Here is a 21,654-nt window from a genome sequence, read left to right as displayed (position 1 = left end):
AAGGCTGCGATCTTTTGATCTTAGGCCGGCGAATGTTCTTCCATCGCCGCCTTGTAAATCGAATGCTTCGGCTGCGCAAACAGCCGCTCCACCATCGGTTCGAAGAAGCTCAGCGGCAGCGTGTCGTACGCCGGATCAAACGCCGCCGCATCGTACCGGGCACAAAATTCGATGGTCGCCTGATACTGCGGATGAGCGCTGAATTGCTCGCGCAAATGCCGATCCATGCCCAGGTGATGGAAGAAGTAATAGCCCTGGAAAATCCCATGCTTCTCCACCATCCACAGGTTCTCGGCGCTGACGAACGGCTTGAGGATCGCCGCCGCGATGTCCGGGTGATTGTAGGAACCCAGTGTGTCGCCGATGTCATGCAGCAGGGCGCAGACCACGTACTCTTCGTCGCGACCATCACGCCAGGCGCGGCTGGCGGTTTGCAGGGAGTGGGTCAGGCGATCCACCGGGAAACCGCCGAAATCCCCTTCCAGTAACTTCAGGTGCGCCACGATCCGTTTGGGTAATTGCCGGGCATAGGCGCTGAAATCTGCGGCGATGATCGCCCAGTCTTCCTGCGTGCCGTCCTGCATGTGAGTAAAACGGGCATGGGCATTCATCGGCTATCCTCTTGTTCTGATCGAAAGGGATGTGTTGAGTGTAGGACTTGGATCCAGCGCTGCATTGGCTGCACAAGACGCTTTTATGGCCAATGGAGCCTAGAACGGCACGCGACCCCGAATCATGTCGCGGTACATGACGAAATCGCCGAGCAGGCTGTAAAGAGGATGCTGGAAGGTGGCAGGGCGATTCTTCTCGAAGAAGAAATGCCCGACCCAGGCGAAGCTGTAACCGGCCAGCGGCAGGACCAGCAACATCCACCACGCGCCGTTGCCGATGGTCAGCGCCAGAATGAAAATAACCAGGGAGGTACCGACAAAGTGCAATCGTCGACAGGTGCTGTTGCGATGTTCGCTGAGGTAATACGGGTAAAACTCAGCGAAGCTGTTGAAACGTTTGATGTTTTCCACGACGGCGATCTCTGTGGTGACTGTGCACGCGACAAGTTGTTCTGCGGGTAGCTTATTTGAGTCTAGAGTGATCATTGGTATCAGCCAGTGACAATAGGCGCCACTTTAGTATCCTTGGGTATTGGGTCGTGGCATGCGGCCATCACGTAGTAAACGCCATGAGCGAACGAACGACTTCTGCAAGCTGGGCGATGGGGATTGTCAAAGCACTGGAAATGGACGGCCTGGATTGCCGGGTTCTGTTCAAGCAGCTAGGGCTCGACTATGCGGCACTGGATGATCCGGATGCGCGCTTCCCGCAAGATTCCATGACGCGGCTCTGGCAGCGCGCGGTCGAGCTGTCCGGCAACCCGGCGATCGGCCTGAACATGGGCAAGGTGGTGCGACCGGCGTCCTTCCATGTCGCCGGTTATGCCTTGATGTCCAGCCAGACCCTGGCTGAAGGCTTTCAACGTCTGGTGCGTTATCAGCGAATCATCGCCGAAAGTGCCGACTTGAGTTTCCGATTGCTGGATGAGGGTTATGCGCTGATCTTGACGGTGCATGGCGATCATCTGCCGCCGACCCGACAGAGTGCCGAAGCATCATTGGCCTGTGCCCTGGCACTTTGCGGCTGGCTGACCGGCCGCGCGCTCCAGCCGCGCAAAGTCTTGCTGCAAGGCGATGAGCCCGTTGATATCGAACCTTATAAACAAGCTTTCCATGCCCCGTTGATGTTCAACGCGCCGTATGACGCCTTGATCTTCGAGCGCGCTGACATGGAGACGCCGCTGCCCACCGCCAACGAGGCCATGGCGCGGTTACATGACCGGTTTGCCGGCGAGTACCTGGCGCGATTTTCCGAGACCCGCGTGACTCACAAGGCGCGCCAGGTGTTATGCCGTCTGCTGCCCCAGGGCGAACCCAAACGCGATGCGGTGGCCCAGACGCTGCATTTGTCGCAACGCACCTTGCAGCGTCGTTTGCAGGAAGAGGGCACGAGTTTTCAGACGTTGTTGGATGACACCCGACGTGAACTCGCCGAGCAATACCTGGCGCAACCAAACATGACCTTGCTGGAAATTGCCTACCTGTTGGGGTTTGCCGATCCGAGCAACTTCTTCCGCGCCTTCCGACGCTGGTTCGATTCCACCCCCGGCGAATATCGGACGCGGCTGATGGAAGCGCCCATGCCGATTAGTGACGCCAGAACGCCGGGATACACAGAACAAACACCGTAATGATCTCCAGCCGGCCCAGCAGCATGCCGAACGAGAGAATCCATTTCGCGGCATCCGGCAGGCTGGCGAAGTTACCCGCCGGGCCGATCGTTTCGCCAAGCCCCGGGCCGACGCCGGACACCGTGGCGGCCGCGCCGGTAAGCGCGGTCATCCAGTCCACGCCCAGTAGCGACAGCAGCAGTGCAATAACGCAAATGGTGATGGCGAAGAAGAACGAAAAGGTCAGGATCGAGCGCACGATCTCTTCGTCGAGACGGTGGCCGTTGTACTTCTGCTTGATCACTGCGCGCGGGTGAATCAACTGGTTAAGGTTGGCCTTGAGCAGAATGTAGGCAACCTGGAAGCGGAAAATCTTGATCCCGCCAGCGGTCGAGCCTGAGCAGCCGCCGATAAACCCCAGATAAAAGAACAGCATCAGTGAGAAGTTGCCCCAGAGGCTGTAGTCCCCCAGTGCAAAACCGGTGGTGGTCACCACCGACGTCACGTTCAGCGCCACATGCCGCAAGGCTTCCAGCCAATGCAACTGGGTAGTCCACCAATACCAGGTGCCGAGCACCAGCCAGGTCACCAGCAACATGCCGAGCAGGCCTTGAACCTGTTCATCCTTGATCAGCGCCCGACGGTTACCGCGCAATGTGGCGACATACAGGGTGAACGGCAGGGCACCGAGAATCATGATGACGACGGCGACCCAATGCACCGCAGGCTCAGGCCACTTGGCCAAAGATTTGTCGGAGGTGGAGAAGCCGCCGGTGGAGATCGCCGACATCGCGTGATTGATTGCATCGAACGGGCTCATCCCGGCCCACCAGAAGGCCAGGCTGCCGATAATGGTGATGCCGACGTAGGCCGCAACGATCAAACGCGCCACCATGTGCGAACGGGGCATGACTTTTTCGGAACGGTCCGACGATTCGGTCTGAAACAGCCGCATGCCACCGATGCGCAGCAGTGGCAGAATCGCTACCGCCATGCCGATAAAGCCGATGCCGCCGATCCAGTGCAGCAATGAACGCCACATCAGGATCCCGGGAGACATGTTGTCCAGGCCGTTGAGCACCGTCGCGCCGGTGGCGGTGATGCCGGACATGCTTTCGAAGAACGAGTCGGTGTAACTGATGTGCTGGGTCAGCAGGAACGGCAGGGCGGCGAAGATGCACACCACCAGCCAGCTGCTGACGGTCAGCAGGTACATGTCACGCGGGCGCAGATGGATGTGCTCGGGGCGCCCGGGTATCACCAGGGCCAGGCCGGCGACAAAGGTGATCATGCTCGCCCAGAGGAACGACGGCAGATCGCTGGTACGCTCGAAGATCACCAGTGTGGCCATGGGCACGATCATGGCGATGGCCAGCGTGATCAGGAAGATGCCGATGATGAAACCAATGATCCGTAAGGTCGGCAACGCCATGAAGTCCGCTCGGGCTAATAGTAGGAAGGGCGCCATTCTACCTGCGGGGCAGGGCATGTAAACCGACGCCGTCGCGACAGTTGACGCTAGAATAGCCAAACATTTTCTACAGGAGGTGGCCGATGCAGGCTCTCGACGCTTTGCTCAACCGTGTTTCCGTCCCACGACTGCTCGATCCGGCGCCCACTGCCGAGCAACGGGAAGTGCTGTTTGCCGCCGCGATGCGCGCGCCAGACCATGGCCACTTGCAGCCTTGGCGCTTCCTGACAGTCGAAGGCGCGGCACGCGAGCAAATGGGTGAGTTGCTGGCCGAGGCGGCGAAGCTGCAAGACAGTGATGTGTCCGAAGCCGTGCTGGACAAGGCGCGCAACGGTCCGTTACGTGCGCCGCTGGTGGTTGTTGTGATTGCGCGTTTGCAGGAACACGACAAGTATCCCAAGTCCGAGCAACTGTTGGCGGCAGGCTGTGCGGCTCACGGGATTTTACTGGCTGCCTATGCGCAGGGCATTGGCGCGGTGTGGCGCACCGGTGAGCTGGCTTATTCGGCGCATGTGGCTAAAGGCTTGGGGCTGGCGGAAGGGGAAGAGGTGATTGCGTTTCTTTACCTTGGCACGCCGCAGAAAGAACCGCGTGTTGCGGAGAAGGTTGATTTGACCGAGTTCGTTAGCGCCTGGACCGGTAAGGCCTGAAGCGGAGATCAAAAGATCGCAGCCTCGTTTCACTCGACAGCTCCTACAGAGTGAAACGAGGCTGCGATCTTTTGCATCACCACCGAATTTAAGGCTGCACCACCGCCCCCGGCACCAACGGCAATTCCAGGCTGGCAATAAACCCGCCCTCAGGATGATTGGCCAGCACCAGACTGCCGCCATGCCGTTCCGCCGCACGGCGTGCAATGGCCAGGCCCAGGCCATGCCCGGCCGCTGTTTGCCCCGGTGCCCGATAGAACGGTTCAGCCAGCTGATTCAAGTGTTCGGCCTCTACACCGGGGCCGTGGTCGCGCACGCTGACCACAATTCTGTCGCCCTGACGCAACGCCTGCATTTCGATCGGTTGCCCGACCGGGTTAAAGCGCTGGGCATTGCGCAGCAGATTGTCCACGGCGCGCTCGATCATGGTCGGCCAGCCTTTGAGGTTCAGTTGCGGCTCGGCCTCAAGGCGCACGTTCTGCTCGGGCGAGCCCAGCTGTGCATCTTTTTGCAGGGTGTTGAGCAGCGCGTTGAGATCCACTTCTTCAGCACTGGCGTTGTCGGCATCGACGCGCGCCAGTACCAGGATTTCGCTGATCAGCGCTTCCAGTCGATCGCATTCACGGGTCAGGCGTGGCCAGAGTTTTTCCCGCTCCTCAGGATTGGCCCGCTCGGCCAGCGCCAACGCAATGCGCAGTCGGGCCAAGGGTGAGCGCAATTCGTGGGACACATCGCGCAGTAATTGTCGCTGGCTGCCGATCAGGCTTTGCAGGCGCGCGCCCATGCGGTTGAAGTCGTTGGCCAGCACACCGAATTCATCGCGGCGGTTGGCCAGCTGCGCCAGGCTGTTCTGTTGATACGTTGTCTGCCCCAAGTCATGCACGGCGCTTCGTAAACGGCTCAGTGGTCGGGTGATGGAAAAAGTCACCAACAGGCTGAACAGGGTCAGCACCACCAGCGCGATGCCCAGTGCGCTCAACGGCCAGAGCAGGCTTTCACGGTGCCAGGCATCCAGTTCCGGGTGCGGGACGCGATAGATCAGCAGATAGGTGTCGCCTGTCTTGGCGCTGGTGTATTCATCGGTCAAACGCCGCCATGGCAGGCGCCGATCATCATTGTTCTGCCGGGCTTCGAAGGCCGCCGCCCGCCGAGGAAAGGTGCCGCGGACCACCGGGTCACCTGCCTCGTTGAGCACTTGAACGTTGATGTGATACTGACGCTTGCGCTGTTCCAGAATGTCCTGGGCGGCTTCTTCACCCTGGCTTTCGTAGGTTTGCGTCCACTGTTCGGCCAGGGTGTTGAGGCCTGGGTGGCGACTGAGAATCCACGCGTCCTGGTTGAGCATATGCCCGAGCAGAATGGAAAGCCCTGCAACCAGAGCGATGGCCAGCCAGAAGCTGGCCAGGATACGCCAGAACAATGAACGCACAGAAAATCCTCAACTAGCGCAAATCCATGTGGGAGCGAGCCTTTGTGGCGAGGGGCTTGCCCCCGTTGGGTCGCGAAGCGGCCCCGGCATTTCAAAGTTAAACCGCATGTAACGGGTTTACGACTGCTTCGCAGCCGACGGGGGCAAGCCCCCTCGCCACAAAGGCTCGCTCCCACATTAAATCGAGTGGCAAAAGACCCAACGGGGTTTAGCCGTTGGGTCCAGGGTTAGCGCATTATTGCGCTTTTTGCGCTTGCTGCGCTTTCCAGGCCTTGAACTCGGCCCATTCGGCGCGACGCTCAGCTTTTTTCTTCTGGATCTCGTCGAATTGCTTCTGTTGATCCGGCTTCAGCAGTGCGCGAACGTCGGCTTCGGCTTTCTTGTGCTTCGCCGCCATCTCGTCCTTCAGGGCTTGCTGATCGGCTGGCGAGAGCTTTTCCAGGTACTTGTCGACCAGTTGCTGACGCTCATGCATCTGCTCGCCCATGATCTTGCGGATTTGCTCGCGCTGTTCGCGGCTCAGGTCCAGCTGGCTGTAAGGGCCTTTACCGCGCATGCCGTGCATCTGAGCGCCGTGGCGTGAGCCGTCCATATGGTCACCCATCGGACCTGCGCCTTCAGGCATGGCCATGGCAACGGTCGGCAGGGCGGCAGCAAACATCAAAGCGATAAGAGTCTTGCGCATGGTGTATCTCCTTGTCTCATTCCCGGTACGTTCCGGATGTGTGCAGATTACGGAGATCAAGGTCAGCGGCGGTCAGCGGAGCGTAAAGCTTGGGTAAAGACGATTTTCTATCTTGCTGACAATTCTACGATGCGACACGGTCCGGCGTAGGAGCTGCCGAAGGCTGCGATCTTTTGATTTTGCTTTTTACTGGCCAAGATCAAGATCAAAAGATCGCAGCCTGCGGCAGCTCCTACGGAGGTGGTCGCAGGTCGCATCGCGTTCGGATTCAGAGGCTGTAGTAGTAACCGCGACTGCGCAGGGCAACGATGCGTGGGCGGCCGTCGGGGTGCGGGCCTATTTTTTTGCGCAGGTTGCTCACGTGCATGTCCAGGCTACGGTCGTACAGGGTCAGTTTGCGGCCGAGGGCGATTTGCGCCAGTTCCTGTTTATCCAGCGGTTCGCCGGGCTGCTTGAGCAGGGCTTCGAGCAGGCGGCTTTCGGAGACAGTGAGGGTGAACTCCTGTTCATCGATGCTGACCACGCCACGCACCGGGCTGAAGCACAAATCACCCAGTTCAAGCTGGCTGGACACTGCCGTCGGATGACTGCGGCGCAACACCGCGCGCAGACGCGCAGTCAGCTCCCGTGGGTCGCACGGTTTGGCCAGGTAATCATCGGCACCGAGTTCCAGGCCGAGGATGCGGTCCAGCGGTTCGCCACGGGCCGAAAGCATCAGCACTGGCAACTCTGGATGGTCGTTGCGCAGCTGCTTGAGCAGTTCCAGGCCACTGCCGTCCGGCAGCATCACGTCCAGCACCACGGCCGCGGGGGAAGTTTCGGCCAGCGCCCGACGCGCGCTCTGGCCGTCGTGGCAGGCGCGGACCTGAAAGCCTTCCTGGCTCAGCCAACTGCTCAGGAGCTCACACAGTTCCTGGTCATCATCAATTAGTAACAGCTCGCTCATCACTCACTCAATTTAGCCATTGCCGACGTTTTCTGGTTGCACCACTGGCGAAGATACCGCAGAGCAGGGCCATTAGCGCTACTCCGCCACCGATAACGAACCATTGCTGCTGATCTGTCAGCAGGCGTGGCAGCGGGCTGCTGGCCTGAGCCTCCTTGAGTTGCAGCTTGAGGCGCTGATTCTCTTGGCGCAACCGGCTCAGCTGGACGCTTTCGCGTTCGCTATCGGTATTTTGCAGTTGTTTGCTCAGTTCTTCTCGTTGCTGTTCGCTTACCTTCAAGCGCTGCTGCAACTCGGTGATCTGGCTGCCGGCGCTCAAGGACAGCGGCGTCGAACCACCGCCATTGGCGCTTTCTTCGCCATGGGCGGGCGCCATGATCGACAACGTCACCAACATCAGACACAACGGACCTTTGCGCATCGCAACTCCTGATTCCAATACGAGTATTGGGCAGGTTGTCGGCCGGTAAACGAGAATAATGAGCGATTGAACGCGCGATGAACCGACAAGGTTCATCGCGCTGAAGGACTTTACGGCAGGACTTGCTTGAACGGCTTGACCAAAACGTTGGCGTAGACGCCTGCGGCGATGTACGGATCGGCGTCGGCCCAGGCCTGTGCGGCGCTCAGGGAATCGAATTCAGCGACGATCAGGCTGCCGGTGAAACCCGCCGCGCCCGGATCATTGCTGTCGACGGCCGGGTGCGGGCCGGCCAATACGATACGACCTTCGCCTTTAAGCACTTGCAGGCGCTCAAGGTGCGCAGGCCGTGCGGCCAGGCGGGCTTCCAGGGAGTTGGCGACGTCTGTGGCAATGATTGCGTAAAGCATGTCAGTCCTCGGTTTTTGGCGTTGTGGTATCGGCGTCGTGCAGGTGGCGGGACAGGTAAATGCCCTGGGCGACCAGGAACAGCAACGTCATGCCCAGGCTGCCGAAGACTTTGAAGTCGACCCAGTAGCTCTGGAACGTGAACGCGACGAACAGGTTGGCGGCACCGCAAAACAGGAAAAACCCGATCCAGGCGATGTTCAGACGGGTCCAGACCGGCTCTGGCAGGGTCAGCGCGTGGCCCATGATGCGTTTGATCAACAGTTGATCACCGATGAAGTGGCTGCCGATGAACCCGAGGGCGAACAGCCAGTTGACCACCGGGGCTTTCCATTTCAGGAAGGTCTCGCTGTGGAACGCCAGGGTCAGGCTGCCGAAGACCAGGCAGGCGATGAGGGTCAGCCACTGGCTCTTTTCCAGCTTGCGCTGCTTGATGAACAGCGTGCCGTAAACCACCAGGGAGCTGATGATCAGCACTGCGGTGGCGCTGTAAATACCACCGACAGACAGTTGATAACCGCCGATGTCGACGATCCGTGGATCGATTTTGAAGACGATGAAAAACAGCAGAAGCGGGATGAAGTCGATGAATTGTTTCACAGTGGCAGCCAGAAGCAGGATGTGGCGGCATAATAACAAACATATTGACGCGCGATAGCGTCAGCTGATTTGAGGTTACACAGTCCTGTGAATGTTGATTTGCACTGCCATAGCACGGCTTCCGATGGCGCCCTCGCGCCTGCGGTACTGGTTGCGCGTGCGTTCGAGAAAGGCGTGCGAGTCCTGGCCTTGACCGATCACGATACCCTTGAAGGCCTCGACGAGGCCCGTAGCACCGCGACGGCGCTGGGGATGCAACTGGTTAATGGCGTCGAATTGTCCTGCACCTGGGGCGGGGCAACCATTCACGTTTTGGGCTACGGTTTCGACGTCAATGCGCCGCCGTTGGTCGAGGCCATCGCCAAATTGCACGATGGCCGCTGGCTACGGTCCGAAGAAATAAGCCGCAAGTTGGCGTTGAAAGGCATGCCGGGGGCGCTTGATGGCGCCCGGGCCATTCAACAGGAGCTTGGCGACAGCGGTAATGCGCCGGCCCGTCCGCACTTCGCCGACTGGATGGTGCGCGAAGGTTTCGTCAAGGATCGCGCCGAAGCGTTCCGCAAATGGCTGGGCGCCGGCAAACTGGGAGACGTCAAACAACACTGGCCGACCCTGGAAGACACCGTCGAAACCCTGCGCGCCGCAGGTGCCTGGGTCAGCCTGGCGCATCCCTGGCACTACGATTTCACTCGCAGCAAACGTCGCCGCCTGATTGCCGACTATATTCAAGCAGGGGGCCACGCGATAGAAGTGGTCAATGGCCATCAGCCTGCCGAACAGGTGGGCAGTTTGGCGATTCTAGCCCGCGAGTTTGGTCTGCTGGTCAGCGCCGGCAGTGATTTTCATGGCCCTGGAGGCTGGTCCGAGATCGGTGAATACCGCCCGCTCCCGGAGGATCTGCCACCACTGTGGTGTCGATTCAAACATGACCCAATTATTGCCGTCGTCTGAACAGGTAGAAAATGTGAGTCAATTTTTCCAGATTCATCCGGAAAACCCGCAACCGCGCCTGATCAAACAGGCTGTCGAGATCATCCGCAAGGGCGGGGTGGTGATTTATCCCACAGACTCTTCCTACGCCATTGGTTGCCAGATCGGCGACAAGAACGCCGTGGAGCGCGTGCGCCGGCTGCGTCAGCTGGATGAGAAGCACAACTTCGCGCTGATTTGCAGCGACCTGTCGCAGTTGGGGCTGTTTGCCAAGATCGACACCGGCACTTTCCGGGTGCTCAAGGCTCACTTGCCTGGCCCTTACACCTTCATTCTCAACGCCACCCGCGAAGTCCCGCGGCTGTTGCTGCACCCGAAAAAACGCACCATCGGCCTGCGTGTGCCAAGCCATCCGATTGCCCTGGCATTGCTGGAAGAACTCGGCGAGCCACTGATGAGCGTGACCCTGATCATGCCCGGCGACACCGATCCGTTGAGCGATCCTTACGAAATGCGCCAGTTGCTCGAGCATCAGGTCGATCTGATCATCGACGGCGGTTTTGGCGGGATCAAGGCGTCCACCGTGATCAGCCTCGCCGACGGCGAACCGGAAGTCATTCGCGTCGGTTGCGGCGACCCTGCGCCTTTCATGGTCGAGGCCTAGATGTCAGCAGTAGAACCCGTCGACAGCCAGGCCGGCGCTCAGCAAGAACTGCCTTTCGCCATGGTCTATGGCCAGGCGGTCATGGAAATGCCGCTGGACCTGTACATCCCGCCGGATGCGCTCGAGGTCTTTCTTGAGGCCTTCGAAGGCCCGCTCGACTTGCTGCTGTACCTGATCCGCAAACAGAACATCAACATCCTCGACATCCCGGTGGCGGAAATCACCCGTCAGTACATGGGCTATGTCGAGTTGATGCAGTCGGTGCGCCTGGAGCTGGCCGCCGAGTACCTGGTGATGGCCGCGATGCTGGCCGAGATCAAGTCGCGGATGCTGTTGCCCCGTGCCGAAACGATTGAAGACGAAGAGGACGACCCTCGCGCCGAACTGATTCGCCGCTTGCAGGAGTACGAGCGCTTCAAGGCTGCCGCCGAAGGCATCGATGGCCTGAGCCGCGTCGGGCGCGACGTGGTGGTGCCTAAGCTCGATGCCCCGGAAGCCCGGGCACGCAAACTGTTGCCGGATGTGAGCCTGGGAGAGTTGCTGATGTCCATGGCCGAAGTCTTGCGCCGTGGCGACATGTTCGAAAGCCACCAGGTCAGCCGTGAAGCGCTGTCCACCCGCGAGCGTATGAGCGATGTGCTGGAACGGCTCAAGGGCGGCGGTTTTGTGCCGTTTGTCGAGCTGTTCACCGCTGAAGAAGGGCGCCTGGGGGTGGTGGTGACCTTTATGGCGATCCTCGAACTGGTCAAGGAATCCTTGGTCGAGCTGGTGCAGAATGAGCCGTTCGCGGCGATCCATGTCCGGGCCCGAGCCGAATAACGAGTTGAATCATGAACCTGACTGAACCCCGCGAGCTGGCGCCACTGCTTGAAGCCTTTCTGTTGGCCTCGGGAAAACCGCAATCGCTTGAACGCCTGTTCGAACTCTTCGAAGAAGGCGAGCGGCCCGAGCCCCCTGTTTTCAAGAAAGCGCTGACAATTCTGGCCAAGTCCTGCGACGGCCGTGCTTTCGAGTTGAAGGAAGTCGCCTCCGGGTATCGCCTGCAGATCCGCGAAAAGTTCGCGCCGTGGGTCGGACGTTTGTGGGAAGAGCGGCCGCAACGCTATTCCCGCGCCATGCTCGAAACCATGGCCCTGATCGCCTATCGCCAGCCGATCACTCGGGGTGAGATCGAAGATGTGCGCGGCGTGGCCGTCAACAGCCACATCGTGAAAACCCTGCTGGAACGTGAGTGGATCCGCATCGTCGGTTACCGCGATGTGCCCGGCAAACCGGCGATGTTCGCCACCACCAAGGCGTTTCTCGATCACTTCAACCTGAAAAACCTCGACGATTTGCCGCCACTCGCCGAACTGCGTGAGCTGGAGACTGATCCTGTCCTCGATTTCGACGACGCTCCGGTTCCGCAAGGCTTGCAGGAACTGGCCGATGCCAGCGGCGAACCGGAGGAGCCGAAGGAAGAAACCAGTTTCCACACGCTGTTGCTGGAACTGGACACCATGGAAGAGGGGCTCAAGACCGACTTCGACGATTTGCTGCGGGATGGGGCGGTGAGCGAGACCGAAGGGGAGTTGGCAGAGCCCGAGCCTGAAACCGAAGCTGAACCTGAACCTCAGGTCGAAGCTGAAGCCGAACCAGAACCAGAACAGGAAGATGACATTCTTGGCGTTGCCGAAGCTCGCGAAAAGCTCCTGGCCGCCGTCGCTGCTCTTGAACAGCCAAAACCCGAGCCCGAGCTGACCGACGAAGAAGCCGAAGCCAAGGCGCTGGCAGAAGCAATCGAGGCCGAGCGTCGCCAGTTCGAAGATTGACCCAAATCCTGCGGACAACGGGAATCCTGTGGGAGCGGGCTTGCCCGCGAAGAGGGAGTGTCAGTCAACATCATTGCCACCAGACCCACCGCAATCGCGGGCAAGCCCGCTCCCACAGGGTGTTGTGTTGACTGGAAAATTTGATGAGCCTGCAAATTCATCGACGACTGCGGTCGGACTCGGCGCCACCGGTCGGCGGAAAAACAAATAACCTTCTGTCGATCAGCTAGTCTCTGATGCGCGAACGTCTCCATGAGCGTATGATTCGCGACCCTTCGGCGATCCCTTCGCCAAAGTATAGATTTATAACTCTTCAGGACCCTCAATCCAGAGCATCCTGAACAGACCACACCGGGAGGTGCCCAGATGAGTATCAACGACCAGAAAGACGACCAGGAAATCGGCCCAGCAGGCGAAAAGCTGCAGAAAGTCCTCGCCCGTATCGGCGTCGGCTCGCGCCGTGACGTGGAAGCCTGGATCAGCCACGGCCGCATCAAGGTCAATGGCAAAGATGCCACCCTCGGCCAGCGCGTCGACCTGCATGACGCCATCACCATCGATGGCCGGGTGATCAAGCGCGAAGAAGCCGCCGAGTCGGTACGCCGCGTGATCATGTACAACAAACCCGACGGTGAAATCTGCACCCGTAACGACCCTGAAGGTCGTCCGACCGTGTTCGACAAGATGCCGCGCCCGAAAGAAGGTCGCTGGATCAACATCGGTCGTCTGGACATCAACACCACCGGTTTGCTGATGTTCACCACCGACGGTGAATTGGCCAACCGCCTGATGCACCCATCCTACGAAATGGACCGTGAATACGCGGTACGTGTACGTGGCGAAGTCGACGACGAGATGATTGAACGCCTGAAAGCAGGTGTGGTGCTCGAAGACGGCCCGGCCAAGTTCACCGACATCAAACAGGCTCCGGGTGGCGAAGGTTTCAACCACTGGTACCACTGCGTGGTGATGGAAGGTCGTAACCGCGAAGTCCGTCGTCTGTGGGAATCCCAGGGTCTGGTGGTCAGCCGTCTGAAGCGCGTGCGTTTCGGTCCGGTGTTCCTCAATTCCGACCTGCCGATGGGCCGCTGGCGCGAAATGAGCCAGTACGAAGTCGACGTTCTGAGTGCCGAGGTCGGCCTGACGCCGGTGGCGATGCCGCAAATGAACGCCAAGAGCAAAGACAAGCTCGATCGCATGCAGCGTAAATCGTCGCGTCCGATGGGCAAGACCGAGCGCGTGCGTACGTTGCGTCCAGCAGCCGGTGGCCAGACAGCTGTTGCTCCGCGTGATTCCCGCGAGCCACAGATCGAAGGCGAGCGCCCGGCCCGCAAGCCAGCGCCACGTCAGGACGGCGAGCGCGGCCCACGTACGCCGCGTCCGGCCAACGGTCGCACTGAGCGTGGCGAAGGCCGTGGCGCTCCGTCCGGTGGTCGTAGCGATCGCGGCGCGCCTGCCGGTCGTGGTACGCCCGTGGCAGACCGCCCGGCCGATACCAAGCGCCCGGCCAAGCCGGCGCCGAAGAAACGCCCAGGCATCGTACTGGTCGACCGTGACGCGCCATCAGGTAAGCGCCGCGGCGCGCCAGCCGGCTCCGGCCAGCGTCCGGGCTTCGGTCGTCGCAAGCCTGAGTAATCGGTAAGCGCTGCATGAAAAACGCCATCCTTCGGGATGGCGTTTTTTTTGTCTGATTGATCGTTCCCACGCTCCGCGTGGGAATGATCAGCTAGAAGACAAACCGCCCATCAAACAGCGGATCATCATCCAGCGCCAACACGCCACTGGAGAAGATCAGGTCCAAATGATGGCTACCTTTGGCACCTCCGCCCAAGCCAAGGTGCAAGCCGCAATGGCGCTCCTCGAATCCGGCATTGCGCGCATACAAATCTTTCACGCCTTCGTTGGTGCCGATCCCCAACTCCTCGATTCGCCGATTGGACGGATTGGCGTCCAGGTACTTGTTGAAGTCATGTTCCAGCCCCGGCACGTCGGTGGCGATTTTGCTGATGGTGGAGTTCTCGATCCACAACTCCAGCGGTGACGCCAATACGCCGTATTTGCGGGCAAAGGGAATCGTACTGAGGAAAGTCCCCATAAACTTCACCCGGCCATTAATGGCCTCGCTATGAGTGGCGATCTCGCCGGGCGCCAGGTCGAAGTTGCCGATACCGTTGATGTCGGTCCACTTCTTGATACTGCTCAACGGTGTTTCGAACCACGACCCATGGTCATCTTTGAAACTCAGGGTGGTGGCGTGGGACATGCGCTGGATCAAGTGGCTGTTCAACCCGGCAATTCGCTGCGGGGTGACACTGAAGGTGTCGTAGAAGTAATCGCCGTAATCCTTGAACAGCGATGACTTCTTCCAGTTCTGCGCCATCACGCCTTGCAGCGCGCGGACAAACTCCGGGCCGTCGGGACGCGGGTTGGGCAGGGTGGAAGAGTCGTAGAAGAAAATGTACAGATCGCTGTCGGTAATCGCCTGGGTCAGTAATTCGGTGGGTTCGAGGTCCAGACGCATTGCGCTGAAGCTGAACCGTGGGCTGTTACCGGCCTGTTCGGCAATGGCGCCGGTCAGTGCCTCGTAATCAGCGGTATGGCCGAGCAAGACCTTCGCCGGGTTGATACCGGCAACGGCAGGGTGATGTTCGAGGTAGTAAAGGAAATGCGAGATGGCGCGTTGCTTATCCATGTAGTCCTCCCTGACAAACCGAGAATGTGGCAGGCACGACCGGCCGGATGATGCCTGCCGGGATGTCTTACAGAGGCCACATCGCCGTGCCGAACGGAACAACCGCGTCGGCTTGCATCATTTCGACGGCGGCATCATGGGTCGGTGCTTCAAACCAATCGTCCAGTTGCAGTTCAGTGTCCAAGTCTTTGTCCAGTGCTTGCATGGTGAATCTCCTAGATGATTTCTTCGGTAAGAACACTTTTGATAAGAGCAGTGGCGTGCTTTTCACTCGTTGAAGAGCGCGTCAACGTGCCGGTCGATACGGCTCGGCAAGTCGCTGAAAACCTAGTTCACAGGTTTTTAAAATGCAAAAAAATAGTTAAACAATTTTCATTTGAACTATTTATTCCATTTTTCGAAAGCTCATTTTCTTAATAAAAAACAGAAAACTAAGCAAGGCATTTACTTAGGAAGCTTCCTATCGTCAATTTACAGTCAGTGGGCTTCCGGATCTGATTTGGAAAATTTACGTTACACCTTGTCAATAAAACCTTACGCAAAGCGCTCTTAAACCCCGTGGAATGCCGCGAAGGAAAGGTCTGTAAGGAAAACCTTCCGCCAACCGCCGGGTTTGTAGCCTTCAAGGGCTCTGGCACGCTTGTTTCGACAACGTATCAAGGGTGAGATGCGCCCCATGCCTGTCGTGCAGGTGCATAACAAGAAGGAGGCGCAATGAACGCCGTGACTCATCTCCATCTCTCCCCAAAGGGCGATTTTTCCGCTGCCCTTATCGATGACCTGCAAAGGTCTGACTCAATTTTTGCAGTCGCCCGAGACCCTCGAGGCGGACACAGGCAATCCCGGCAACCGACGCGCTGATCCAGCGGTGTCTGGCAGCAGGGGGTTACAGGTGTACAATGCGCCGCGTTTTAACTGTGACCCTCTGCGCAACAGCGCAAACTTCAAGGCTACCCGCCTTGTTCACTCCGCCGCGTCACGAGCGTGTCGGGTTCGATTTCGTCACAGATAAAAACAAACAGGTGACGCATGACTGTCGTAAAAACGCTGAACTCCTGGTGCCTGCGCTGGGGTTTGATCGGCGCTGCTTGAAATCGCAACTAAGCAGCAACGTCTACCGAACATCATCAAACCTTGCGTGAGACCTTTTTCATGAGTGGACAAAACTCGCATTCAGGCGAGCTGAAACGCGGCCTGAAAAATCGCCATATTCAACTGATCGCCCTCGGTGGCGCGATCGGCACCGGGTTGTTCCTCGGCTCGGCCGGCGTGCTCAAATCCGCCGGCCCGTCGATGATCCTCGGCTACGCCATCTGCGGCTTCATCGCTTTCATGATCATGCGCCAACTCGGCGAAATGATCGTCGAAGAGCCGGTCGCCGGTTCCTTCAGTCACTTCGCCCACAAATACTGGGGCGGTTTCGCCGGCTTCCTGTCGGGCTGGAACTGCTGGATTCTATACATCCTGGTGGGCATGTCCGAGCTGACCGCGGTTGGTAAATACATCCACTACTGGGCGCCGGATATCCCGACCTGGGTCTCGGCAGCCGGGTTCTTCGTATTGATCAACCTGATCAACCTGGCCAATGTCAAAGTCTTTGGCGAGGCCGAGTTCTGGTTTGCGATCATCAAGGTTGTGGCGATCGTCGGCATGATTGCCTTGGGCAGCTACCTGCTGGTCAGTGGCGACGGTGGCCCGCAAGCCTCGGTGACCAACCTGTGGGAACACGGCGGCTTCTTCCCGAACGGCGTCAGTGGTCTGGTGATGGCCATGGCGATCATCATGTTCTCCTTCGGTGGCCTGGAAATGCTCGGTTTCACCGCTGCTGAAGCCGACAAGCCGAAAACCGTGATCCCGAAAGCGATCAATCAGGTGATCTACCGGATCCTGATTTTCTACATCGGTGCGCTGGTGGTCCTGCTGTCGCTGACCCCTTGGGACAGCTTGCTGACGACGCTGAACGCGTCCGGCGATGCCTACAGCGGCAGCCCGTTCGTGCAAGTGTTCTCGATGCTCGGCAGCAACACCGCCGCGCACATTCTCAACTTCGTGGTTCTGACCGCGGCGCTGTCGGTGTACAACAGCGGCACCTATTGCAACAGCCGCATGCTGCTGGGCATGGCCGAGCAGGGTGATGCGCCGAAAGCCTTGTCGAAGATCGACAAGCGTGGCGTGCCAGTGCGTTCGATCCTGGCGTCAGCTGCCGTGACCCTGGTCGCGGTGCTGCTGAACTATCTGGTTCCGCAACATGCACTGGAACTGTTGATGTCGTTGGTGGTGGCCACCCTGGTGATCAACTGGGCGATGATCAGCTTCTCGCACTTCAAGTTCCGCCAGCACATGAACAAGACCAAACAGACGCCGTTGTTCAAGGCTCTGTGGTACCCGTACGGCAACTATGTTTGCCTGGCGTTCGTGGTGTTCATCCTTGGCGTGATGCTGCTGATCCCGGGTATCCAGATCTCCGTGTATGCGATTCCGGTGTGGGTCGCGTTCATGTGGGTCTGCTACGGCATCAAGAACAAGCGCAGTGCGCAACATGCGTTGCAGGCTGCGGGTTCCGCTGCCAAGTAAGTGCAAAGCGCAGAAACAACAAACCCGGCCATGTGCCGGGTTTGTCATTTATGGGTTCCCTACAAAATCCTGTGGGAGCGTGGCTTGCCGCGATGAACGATAACGCGGTATGCCTGATGAACCGCGGCGCCTGAATCGCGGGCAAGCCACGCTCCCACAGGGGCCGCATTCCTTCTGTCTATTCGCGGTATCCTTCTTGTTCTGAATACGGATTTTTTTCCATGCTGGTGATTTCCAACAACGTGCATCTGCCGGATGCCGAGATCGAGTTGACGGCCATTCGTGCGCAAGGCGCCGGTGGGCAGAACGTCAATAAGGTTTCCAGTGCCGTGCACCTGCGCTTCGACATTCCGGCCTCGTCCTTGCCCGAGTTCTACAAGGAACGGCTGCTGGCGCTGCGCGACAGTCGCATCACCAGCGAAGGCGTGTTGATCATCAAGGCCCAGCAATACCGCACGCAGGAAGCCAATCGCGCCGATGCGCTGGAGCGGCTGACCGAGCTGATCCTCAGCGCCACCAAAGTGGAAAAGAAACGCCGCCCGACCAAGCCGACCCTTGGTTCGAAGAAGCGTCGGCTCGAATCCAAGACCAAGCGCGGCAGCATCAAGGCTGGACGCGGCAAGGTCGATTTCTAACGCGCTTCTCTTTCTTCGCGATACTTGGGCGCCTGCCGGTACAGATAAACGCTCAGCATCAATCCGCTCAAAGCGGCGAGGGCGGCAAACAGGAAGATCGAGGCGAAGCCAAATCCAGCCGCAATCGCACCCGCCAGCGGTCCGGTGATCCCCAGCGACAAATCGATAAACAGTGAATACGCCCCAACCGCCGCGCCACGGCTGGAAGCGGGCACCAGGTTGACCGCTTCCACGCCCAACGCCGGGAACACCAGCGAAAAGCCGAAACCGCTCAGCGCCGCGCCGGCCAGTGCCCAATGGGCATCGGGTGCCAGCCACAGCAACAACAGTCCCAGGGTTTCCACTGACAGGCAGGCAATCGCCACGCGAAAGCCGCCGAGGCGGTTGATCAGGTTACCGAACAGCAATCGCGCACCGATGAAACTGGCACCGAACAGGCTCAGGCACAACACCGCGTTGGACCACTGCTGAGTGGCGTAATACAGGGTGATGAATGTGGCGATGGTGCCAAAGCCGATGGAGCCCAAAGCCAGACCGCAACCGTGAGGAAACACCCGCCCCAGCACGTGCATGAATGGCAGGCGTTCGCCGACAACGATCGGTGCAGCGATTTTTGGCCAGGCCAGCGCCAGGCCCAGAACGGCCAGCAGCACGATGCTCACGCCCATGCTCCACAATCCCAGTTGACTCACCAGCAGTACCCCCAGCGGCGCGCCGACCGCCAGTGCGCCATAACTGGCGATGCCGTTCCAGGAGATAACCTTGGCAGTGTTTGCCGCGCCGACCCGGCCGATGCCCCAGCCGATCGACCCGGAACCGACCAGGCTTTCCGCGCTGCCGAGCACCAGTCGGCCGATCAACAGGCTGATCAGGCTCAACATCGGCACGCTTTGCGTCCAGGCCGAAATCAACATGAATACACCGCTCAAGCCGCAGCCGGCGAGGCCGTACATCACTGCCAGTTTGCTGCCCTTGTTATCGATGATGCGCCCGGCGTAAGGGCGGCTGAGCAGGGTGGCCAGGTATTGCACGCTGATCACCAGCCCGGCGATCACTGCACCGAAACCGAGGTCGCTATGGACGTAGCCCGGCAATACGGCCAGGGGAATGCCGATATTCAGGTAACCGATGAACGTGAACAGGACGATGGAAACGACTTGCAGCGTGACCGCCATGGGGCGCTGGGTTTCTGACATGGGTAAAAGGTCCACGGGGCAGCTGGATAGATAGGCTGCTTATGATAGCGGCGCGGACGGTCGCGGGGCGTGAAAAAGTAAAACTATTTGCCGGATAGGGATAATCAGGATTTTGCGGGGGCAACCAGTTGCGTCGTGACCAGGGCGGCGAGGGCGTTTTCTTCGCTGCCGAAGCGGGCCAGCAGGGCGGCTTGTTTCTCGGGGGAAAGGCGGTTCCAGATCTCGATCATCTTCTCGGCGGTGCCGATCAGGACGCTGGCCTGGGTTGCGCTGAATTCGTCGGTCATGGGAAAGCTCAAGGTTCAGGCGGTGTGGAAAGCGCATATTAGCGCTTTCCACACGGTCTGGTCGTGCAGGTATCAGTCTTCGCTGTCGGCCTGGCGGCGTTCAGGTGCTTCTTTCGTCTCGGGCTGTTGGGCACCGGCTTGTTGCGTGGTTGTCTGCTCAGTTTCGTGCAGGCTTGGGAAGGGGAGATTAGGGATCTCGTGCATGTCGCGCTCCTCGCTAAGTCTGTTGATAGATCTGGTAGATCCGCGCTTTTAAAAAAGCCTGCGCAGGATACAGCAGGAGAAATGACAAATAGACTTTTATATCCAATTGTTGCGACGGATGGGATTGTCTAGACAGGTCAGCAAGAGAGGGCGACACCATGCAAATGTGGGAGCGGGCTTGCTCGCGAAGACGGAGTGTCAGTCAACATCATCGTTGCCTGACACACCGCTTTCGCGAGCAAGCCCGCTCCCACAGGGGATGTGCAGTGTCTGATTTATTTGCAGACTTCGGCGATTGCTTCGGCAAGCAAGTCCAGACGCGTCGCATCAATCCCTGCCACGTTCGCCCGGCCTGAGCTGACCATGTACACGCTGTGATGCTCACGCAGTTGCTTGACCTGTTCCGGCGACAAACCGGTGTAGGAAAACATCCCGCGTTGCACACCAATGTGCGCAAATCGCTCACGCAAGCCATGGGGTTCAAGCGCTTCGACCAGACCGCTGCGCAACTGGGCGATACGCAAACGCATGGCTTCCACTTCGTCGGCCCAGCGGCTTTTCAGCTCTGGATCGCCGAGGATGGTCGCAACCACGGCGGCGCCATGATCCGGTGGCGTCGACCACAGGTTGCGGGCGATGTTGGCCAGTTGGCTGCGGATGTCCACCAGCTTGTCGGCGTTTTTCGCGCAGACAATCAGTGCGCCAGTACGGTCGCGGTACAGGCCGAAGTTCTTCGAGCAGGAACTGGTGATCAGTACTTCCGGCAACTCGGCGGCGAACAACCGGGTCGACCAGGCATCTTGCTCCAGGCCGTCACCGAAACCCTGATAAGCGAAGTCGATCAGTGGCAGCAAATCGCGACTGCGCACCACGTCCAGCACTCGACGCCAATCGTCATGGGACAGATCGAAACCGGTCGGGTTGTGGCAGCAGGCATGCAACAGCACCACATCGCCCTTGGGGGCTTCATTGAGCACCGCCAGCATCGCTTCCACATCGAGGCGATTGTCGCTGCCCACGTACGGGTAGTGACTGACCTTGACCCCGGCCGCCGCGAAAATGGTTTCGTGGATCGGCCAGGTCGGGTTGCTCAACCACACGCCACGGCCCGGCAGGCATTGGGCGATGAAGTCGGCGCTCAAACGCAGCGCACCAGTACCGCCCGGCGTTTGAGTGGCGCCGGCCCGTTGTTCGGCGATCAGCGCCGAGTCAGCGCCAAGCACCAACTCGTTGATGACCTTGCCGAACGCTACATTGCCGTGGCCGCCGATGTAGGTCTTGGTGGATTGACGCTCCACCAAGTGCTGCTCGGCGAGCTTCACCGCCTCGGGGATTGGCGTCAGGCCCTGGGCGTCTTTATAGACACCCACGCCGAGGTCGAATTTGCGCGGGTTAGGGTCCAGCGCATAGGCCTCCATCAGGCCGAGAATCGGGTCGCCAGGTACTCGACCGATGGCGTCGAAATGCATTATTTACGGCCCTCGGCGTCTTTGGCCACTTCGTCAGTGCGCGCGGCCATGATGAAGTCGTTGCGGTGCAGGCCTTTGATGGAGTGGCTCCACCAGGTCACGGTGACTTTGCCCCACTCGGTCAGCAGGCCTGGGTGGTGACCTTCGGCCTCGGAGATTTCACCGACGGCGTTGGTGAACGCCAGCGCGTGTTTGAAGTTCTTGAACAGGAAAATTTTTTCCAGCTGCATCACGCTGTCGCGGACTTCGATGTTCCAGTCAGGGATTTGCTTGATCAGGATCGGCAATTCTTCGTCGCTGACTTGAGGGGCGCCGGCTTGGCAGGCTTCGCAGTGGGCTTGGTTCAGTGCGTTCATGGTGT

25 protein-coding genes are annotated in these 21,654 nt (G+C 59.3%); 9 read left to right on the top strand and 16 right to left on the bottom strand.

What is annotated here, in order from left to right; all coding sequences use genetic code 11:
* Positions 1 to 20: 20 nt before the first annotated feature.
* Together F6R97_RS08905 and F6R97_RS08900 are read right to left on the bottom strand one after the other, a co-directional pair.
* Positions 21 to 611, bottom strand: coding sequence for an HD domain-containing protein (locus tag F6R97_RS08905; protein WP_038979505.1), 591 nt, complete (start codon positions 609 to 611; stop codon positions 21 to 23).
* Positions 612 to 710: 99 nt separating this feature from the next.
* Positions 711 to 1,022: a DUF962 domain-containing protein gene (locus F6R97_RS08900; protein ID WP_048394249.1), complete on the bottom strand. Its 312-nt coding sequence runs from the start codon at positions 1,020 to 1,022 to the stop codon at positions 711 to 713.
* A 158-nt stretch (positions 1,023 to 1,180) separates the two neighbouring features.
* Here F6R97_RS08900 and F6R97_RS08895 point away from each other — a divergent pair, with 158 nt between their 5' ends.
* Positions 1,181 to 2,242, top strand: a complete 1,062-nt coding sequence (locus F6R97_RS08895) for an AraC family transcriptional regulator (protein ID WP_200889377.1) — start codon at positions 1,181 to 1,183, stop codon at positions 2,240 to 2,242.
* Here F6R97_RS08895 and F6R97_RS08890 read toward each other — a convergent pair.
* Entirely contained in the window at positions 2,199 to 3,653 is a 1,455-nt protein-coding gene (locus tag F6R97_RS08890; protein ID WP_038979510.1) for a TrkH family potassium uptake protein, read from the bottom strand. The genes F6R97_RS08895 and F6R97_RS08890 overlap by 44 nt on opposite strands.
* A 122-nt stretch (positions 3,654 to 3,775) precedes the next feature.
* Here F6R97_RS08890 and F6R97_RS08885 point away from each other — a divergent pair, with 122 nt between their 5' ends.
* On the top strand, positions 3,776 to 4,342 hold the full coding sequence (locus F6R97_RS08885; RefSeq protein WP_038979512.1) for an NAD(P)H nitroreductase: 567 nt from the start codon (positions 3,776 to 3,778) through the stop codon (positions 4,340 to 4,342).
* Between the two features lie 88 nt (positions 4,343 to 4,430).
* On the opposite strand, the gene F6R97_RS08880 is transcribed toward F6R97_RS08885, so the two are convergent.
* From F6R97_RS08880 to F6R97_RS08855, 6 genes are all read right to left on the bottom strand, one after another.
* The gene (locus F6R97_RS08880; protein WP_038979514.1) at positions 4,431 to 5,771 is read right to left on the bottom strand and encodes a sensor histidine kinase; all 1,341 of its coding nucleotides are present in this window, start codon (positions 5,769 to 5,771) and stop codon (positions 4,431 to 4,433) included.
* Between the two features lie 235 nt (positions 5,772 to 6,006).
* Positions 6,007 to 6,456, bottom strand: coding sequence for a Spy/CpxP family protein refolding chaperone (locus F6R97_RS08875; RefSeq protein ID WP_038979516.1), 450 nt, complete (start codon positions 6,454 to 6,456; stop codon positions 6,007 to 6,009).
* Between the two features lie 268 nt (positions 6,457 to 6,724).
* The gene (locus F6R97_RS08870) at positions 6,725 to 7,402 is read right to left on the bottom strand and encodes a response regulator transcription factor (protein ID WP_048394251.1); all 678 of its coding nucleotides are present in this window, start codon (positions 7,400 to 7,402) and stop codon (positions 6,725 to 6,727) included.
* Between the two features lie 7 nt (positions 7,403 to 7,409).
* Positions 7,410 to 7,823: a translation initiation factor 2 gene (locus F6R97_RS08865; protein ID WP_038979520.1), complete on the bottom strand. Its 414-nt coding sequence runs from the start codon at positions 7,821 to 7,823 to the stop codon at positions 7,410 to 7,412.
* A 110-nt stretch (positions 7,824 to 7,933) separates the two neighbouring features.
* The gene (locus F6R97_RS08860) at positions 7,934 to 8,233 is read right to left on the bottom strand and encodes a YciI family protein (RefSeq protein WP_007984134.1); all 300 of its coding nucleotides are present in this window, start codon (positions 8,231 to 8,233) and stop codon (positions 7,934 to 7,936) included.
* A 1-nt stretch (position 8,234) separates the two neighbouring features.
* The gene (locus F6R97_RS08855; protein ID WP_008010987.1) at positions 8,235 to 8,831 is read right to left on the bottom strand and encodes a septation protein A; all 597 of its coding nucleotides are present in this window, start codon (positions 8,829 to 8,831) and stop codon (positions 8,235 to 8,237) included.
* Positions 8,832 to 8,918: 87 nt separating this feature from the next.
* On the opposite strand from F6R97_RS08855, the gene F6R97_RS08850 reads away from it, so the two are divergent.
* From F6R97_RS08850 to rluB, 5 genes are all read left to right on the top strand, one after another.
* Complete coding sequence (locus F6R97_RS08850; protein WP_315866411.1) at positions 8,919 to 9,782, top strand: PHP domain-containing protein; 864 nt, start codon at positions 8,919 to 8,921, stop codon at positions 9,780 to 9,782.
* 13 nt (positions 9,783 to 9,795) lie between these two features.
* Positions 9,796 to 10,425, top strand: a complete 630-nt coding sequence (locus F6R97_RS08845; protein ID WP_038980232.1) for an L-threonylcarbamoyladenylate synthase — start codon at positions 9,796 to 9,798, stop codon at positions 10,423 to 10,425.
* A 60-nt stretch (positions 10,426 to 10,485) separates the two neighbouring features.
* On the top strand, positions 10,486 to 11,244 hold the full coding sequence (locus F6R97_RS08840; RefSeq protein ID WP_177319506.1) for a segregation and condensation protein A: 759 nt from the start codon (positions 10,486 to 10,488) through the stop codon (positions 11,242 to 11,244).
* An 11-nt stretch (positions 11,245 to 11,255) separates the two neighbouring features.
* Entirely contained in the window at positions 11,256 to 12,236 is a 981-nt protein-coding gene (scpB, locus tag F6R97_RS08835; protein WP_315866410.1) for an SMC-Scp complex subunit ScpB, read from the top strand.
* 366 nt (positions 12,237 to 12,602) lie between these two features.
* Positions 12,603 to 13,871: a 23S rRNA pseudouridine(2605) synthase RluB gene (gene rluB / locus F6R97_RS08830; protein WP_050681384.1), complete on the top strand. Its 1,269-nt coding sequence runs from the start codon at positions 12,603 to 12,605 to the stop codon at positions 13,869 to 13,871.
* Between the two features lie 91 nt (positions 13,872 to 13,962).
* On the opposite strand, the gene F6R97_RS08825 is transcribed toward rluB, so the two are convergent.
* The gene (locus F6R97_RS08825) at positions 13,963 to 14,928 is read right to left on the bottom strand and encodes a leucyl aminopeptidase (protein ID WP_315866409.1); all 966 of its coding nucleotides are present in this window, start codon (positions 14,926 to 14,928) and stop codon (positions 13,963 to 13,965) included.
* A 67-nt stretch (positions 14,929 to 14,995) separates the two neighbouring features.
* Positions 14,996 to 15,133 carry a hypothetical protein gene (locus F6R97_RS08820; protein WP_038979531.1) on the bottom strand — a complete coding sequence of 46 codons (138 nt, stop codon included), beginning with the start codon at positions 15,131 to 15,133 and terminating at the stop codon, positions 14,996 to 14,998.
* 947 nt (positions 15,134 to 16,080) lie between these two features.
* Here F6R97_RS08820 and F6R97_RS08815 point away from each other — a divergent pair.
* Together F6R97_RS08815 and arfB are read left to right on the top strand one after the other, a co-directional pair.
* Positions 16,081 to 17,502, top strand: a complete 1,422-nt coding sequence (locus F6R97_RS08815; RefSeq protein WP_038979533.1) for an amino acid permease — start codon at positions 16,081 to 16,083, stop codon at positions 17,500 to 17,502.
* Positions 17,503 to 17,723: 221 nt separating this feature from the next.
* Positions 17,724 to 18,137 (top strand): alternative ribosome rescue aminoacyl-tRNA hydrolase ArfB, encoded by a 414-nt coding sequence (arfB, locus tag F6R97_RS08810; RefSeq protein ID WP_008010994.1) that lies wholly within the window; start codon positions 17,724 to 17,726, stop codon positions 18,135 to 18,137.
* Here the strand turns inward: arfB and F6R97_RS08805 are convergent.
* From F6R97_RS08805 to F6R97_RS08785, 5 genes are all read right to left on the bottom strand, one after another.
* Positions 18,134 to 19,333, bottom strand: a complete 1,200-nt coding sequence (locus F6R97_RS08805) for an MFS transporter (RefSeq protein WP_038979535.1) — start codon at positions 19,331 to 19,333, stop codon at positions 18,134 to 18,136. The genes arfB and F6R97_RS08805 overlap by 4 nt on opposite strands.
* Before the next feature lie 104 nt (positions 19,334 to 19,437).
* On the bottom strand, positions 19,438 to 19,620 hold the full coding sequence (locus tag F6R97_RS08800; RefSeq protein WP_008010996.1) for a hypothetical protein: 183 nt from the start codon (positions 19,618 to 19,620) through the stop codon (positions 19,438 to 19,440).
* A gap of 72 nt (positions 19,621 to 19,692) precedes the next feature.
* Positions 19,693 to 19,824, bottom strand: coding sequence for a hypothetical protein (locus tag F6R97_RS08795; RefSeq protein ID WP_007902501.1), 132 nt, complete (start codon positions 19,822 to 19,824; stop codon positions 19,693 to 19,695).
* Between the two features lie 275 nt (positions 19,825 to 20,099).
* Positions 20,100 to 21,293 carry an amino acid aminotransferase gene (locus F6R97_RS08790; RefSeq protein WP_409999790.1) on the bottom strand — a complete coding sequence of 398 codons (1,194 nt, stop codon included), beginning with the start codon at positions 21,291 to 21,293 and terminating at the stop codon, positions 20,100 to 20,102.
* The gene (locus tag F6R97_RS08785) at positions 21,293 to 21,649 is read right to left on the bottom strand and encodes a 4a-hydroxytetrahydrobiopterin dehydratase (RefSeq protein WP_315866408.1); all 357 of its coding nucleotides are present in this window, start codon (positions 21,647 to 21,649) and stop codon (positions 21,293 to 21,295) included. The genes F6R97_RS08790 and F6R97_RS08785 overlap by 1 nt, the downstream gene beginning before the upstream one ends.
* Positions 21,650 to 21,654 lie beyond the last annotated feature (5 nt).

The sequence above is a fragment of the Pseudomonas sp. JV414 genome (assembly GCF_032424305.1).
GTDB classification, from domain to species: domain Bacteria; phylum Pseudomonadota; class Gammaproteobacteria; order Pseudomonadales; family Pseudomonadaceae; genus Aquipseudomonas; species Aquipseudomonas lini.
The sequence above is the reverse complement of the archived record's forward strand: the minus strand, read 5'-3'. Positions and strand labels throughout refer to the sequence as shown.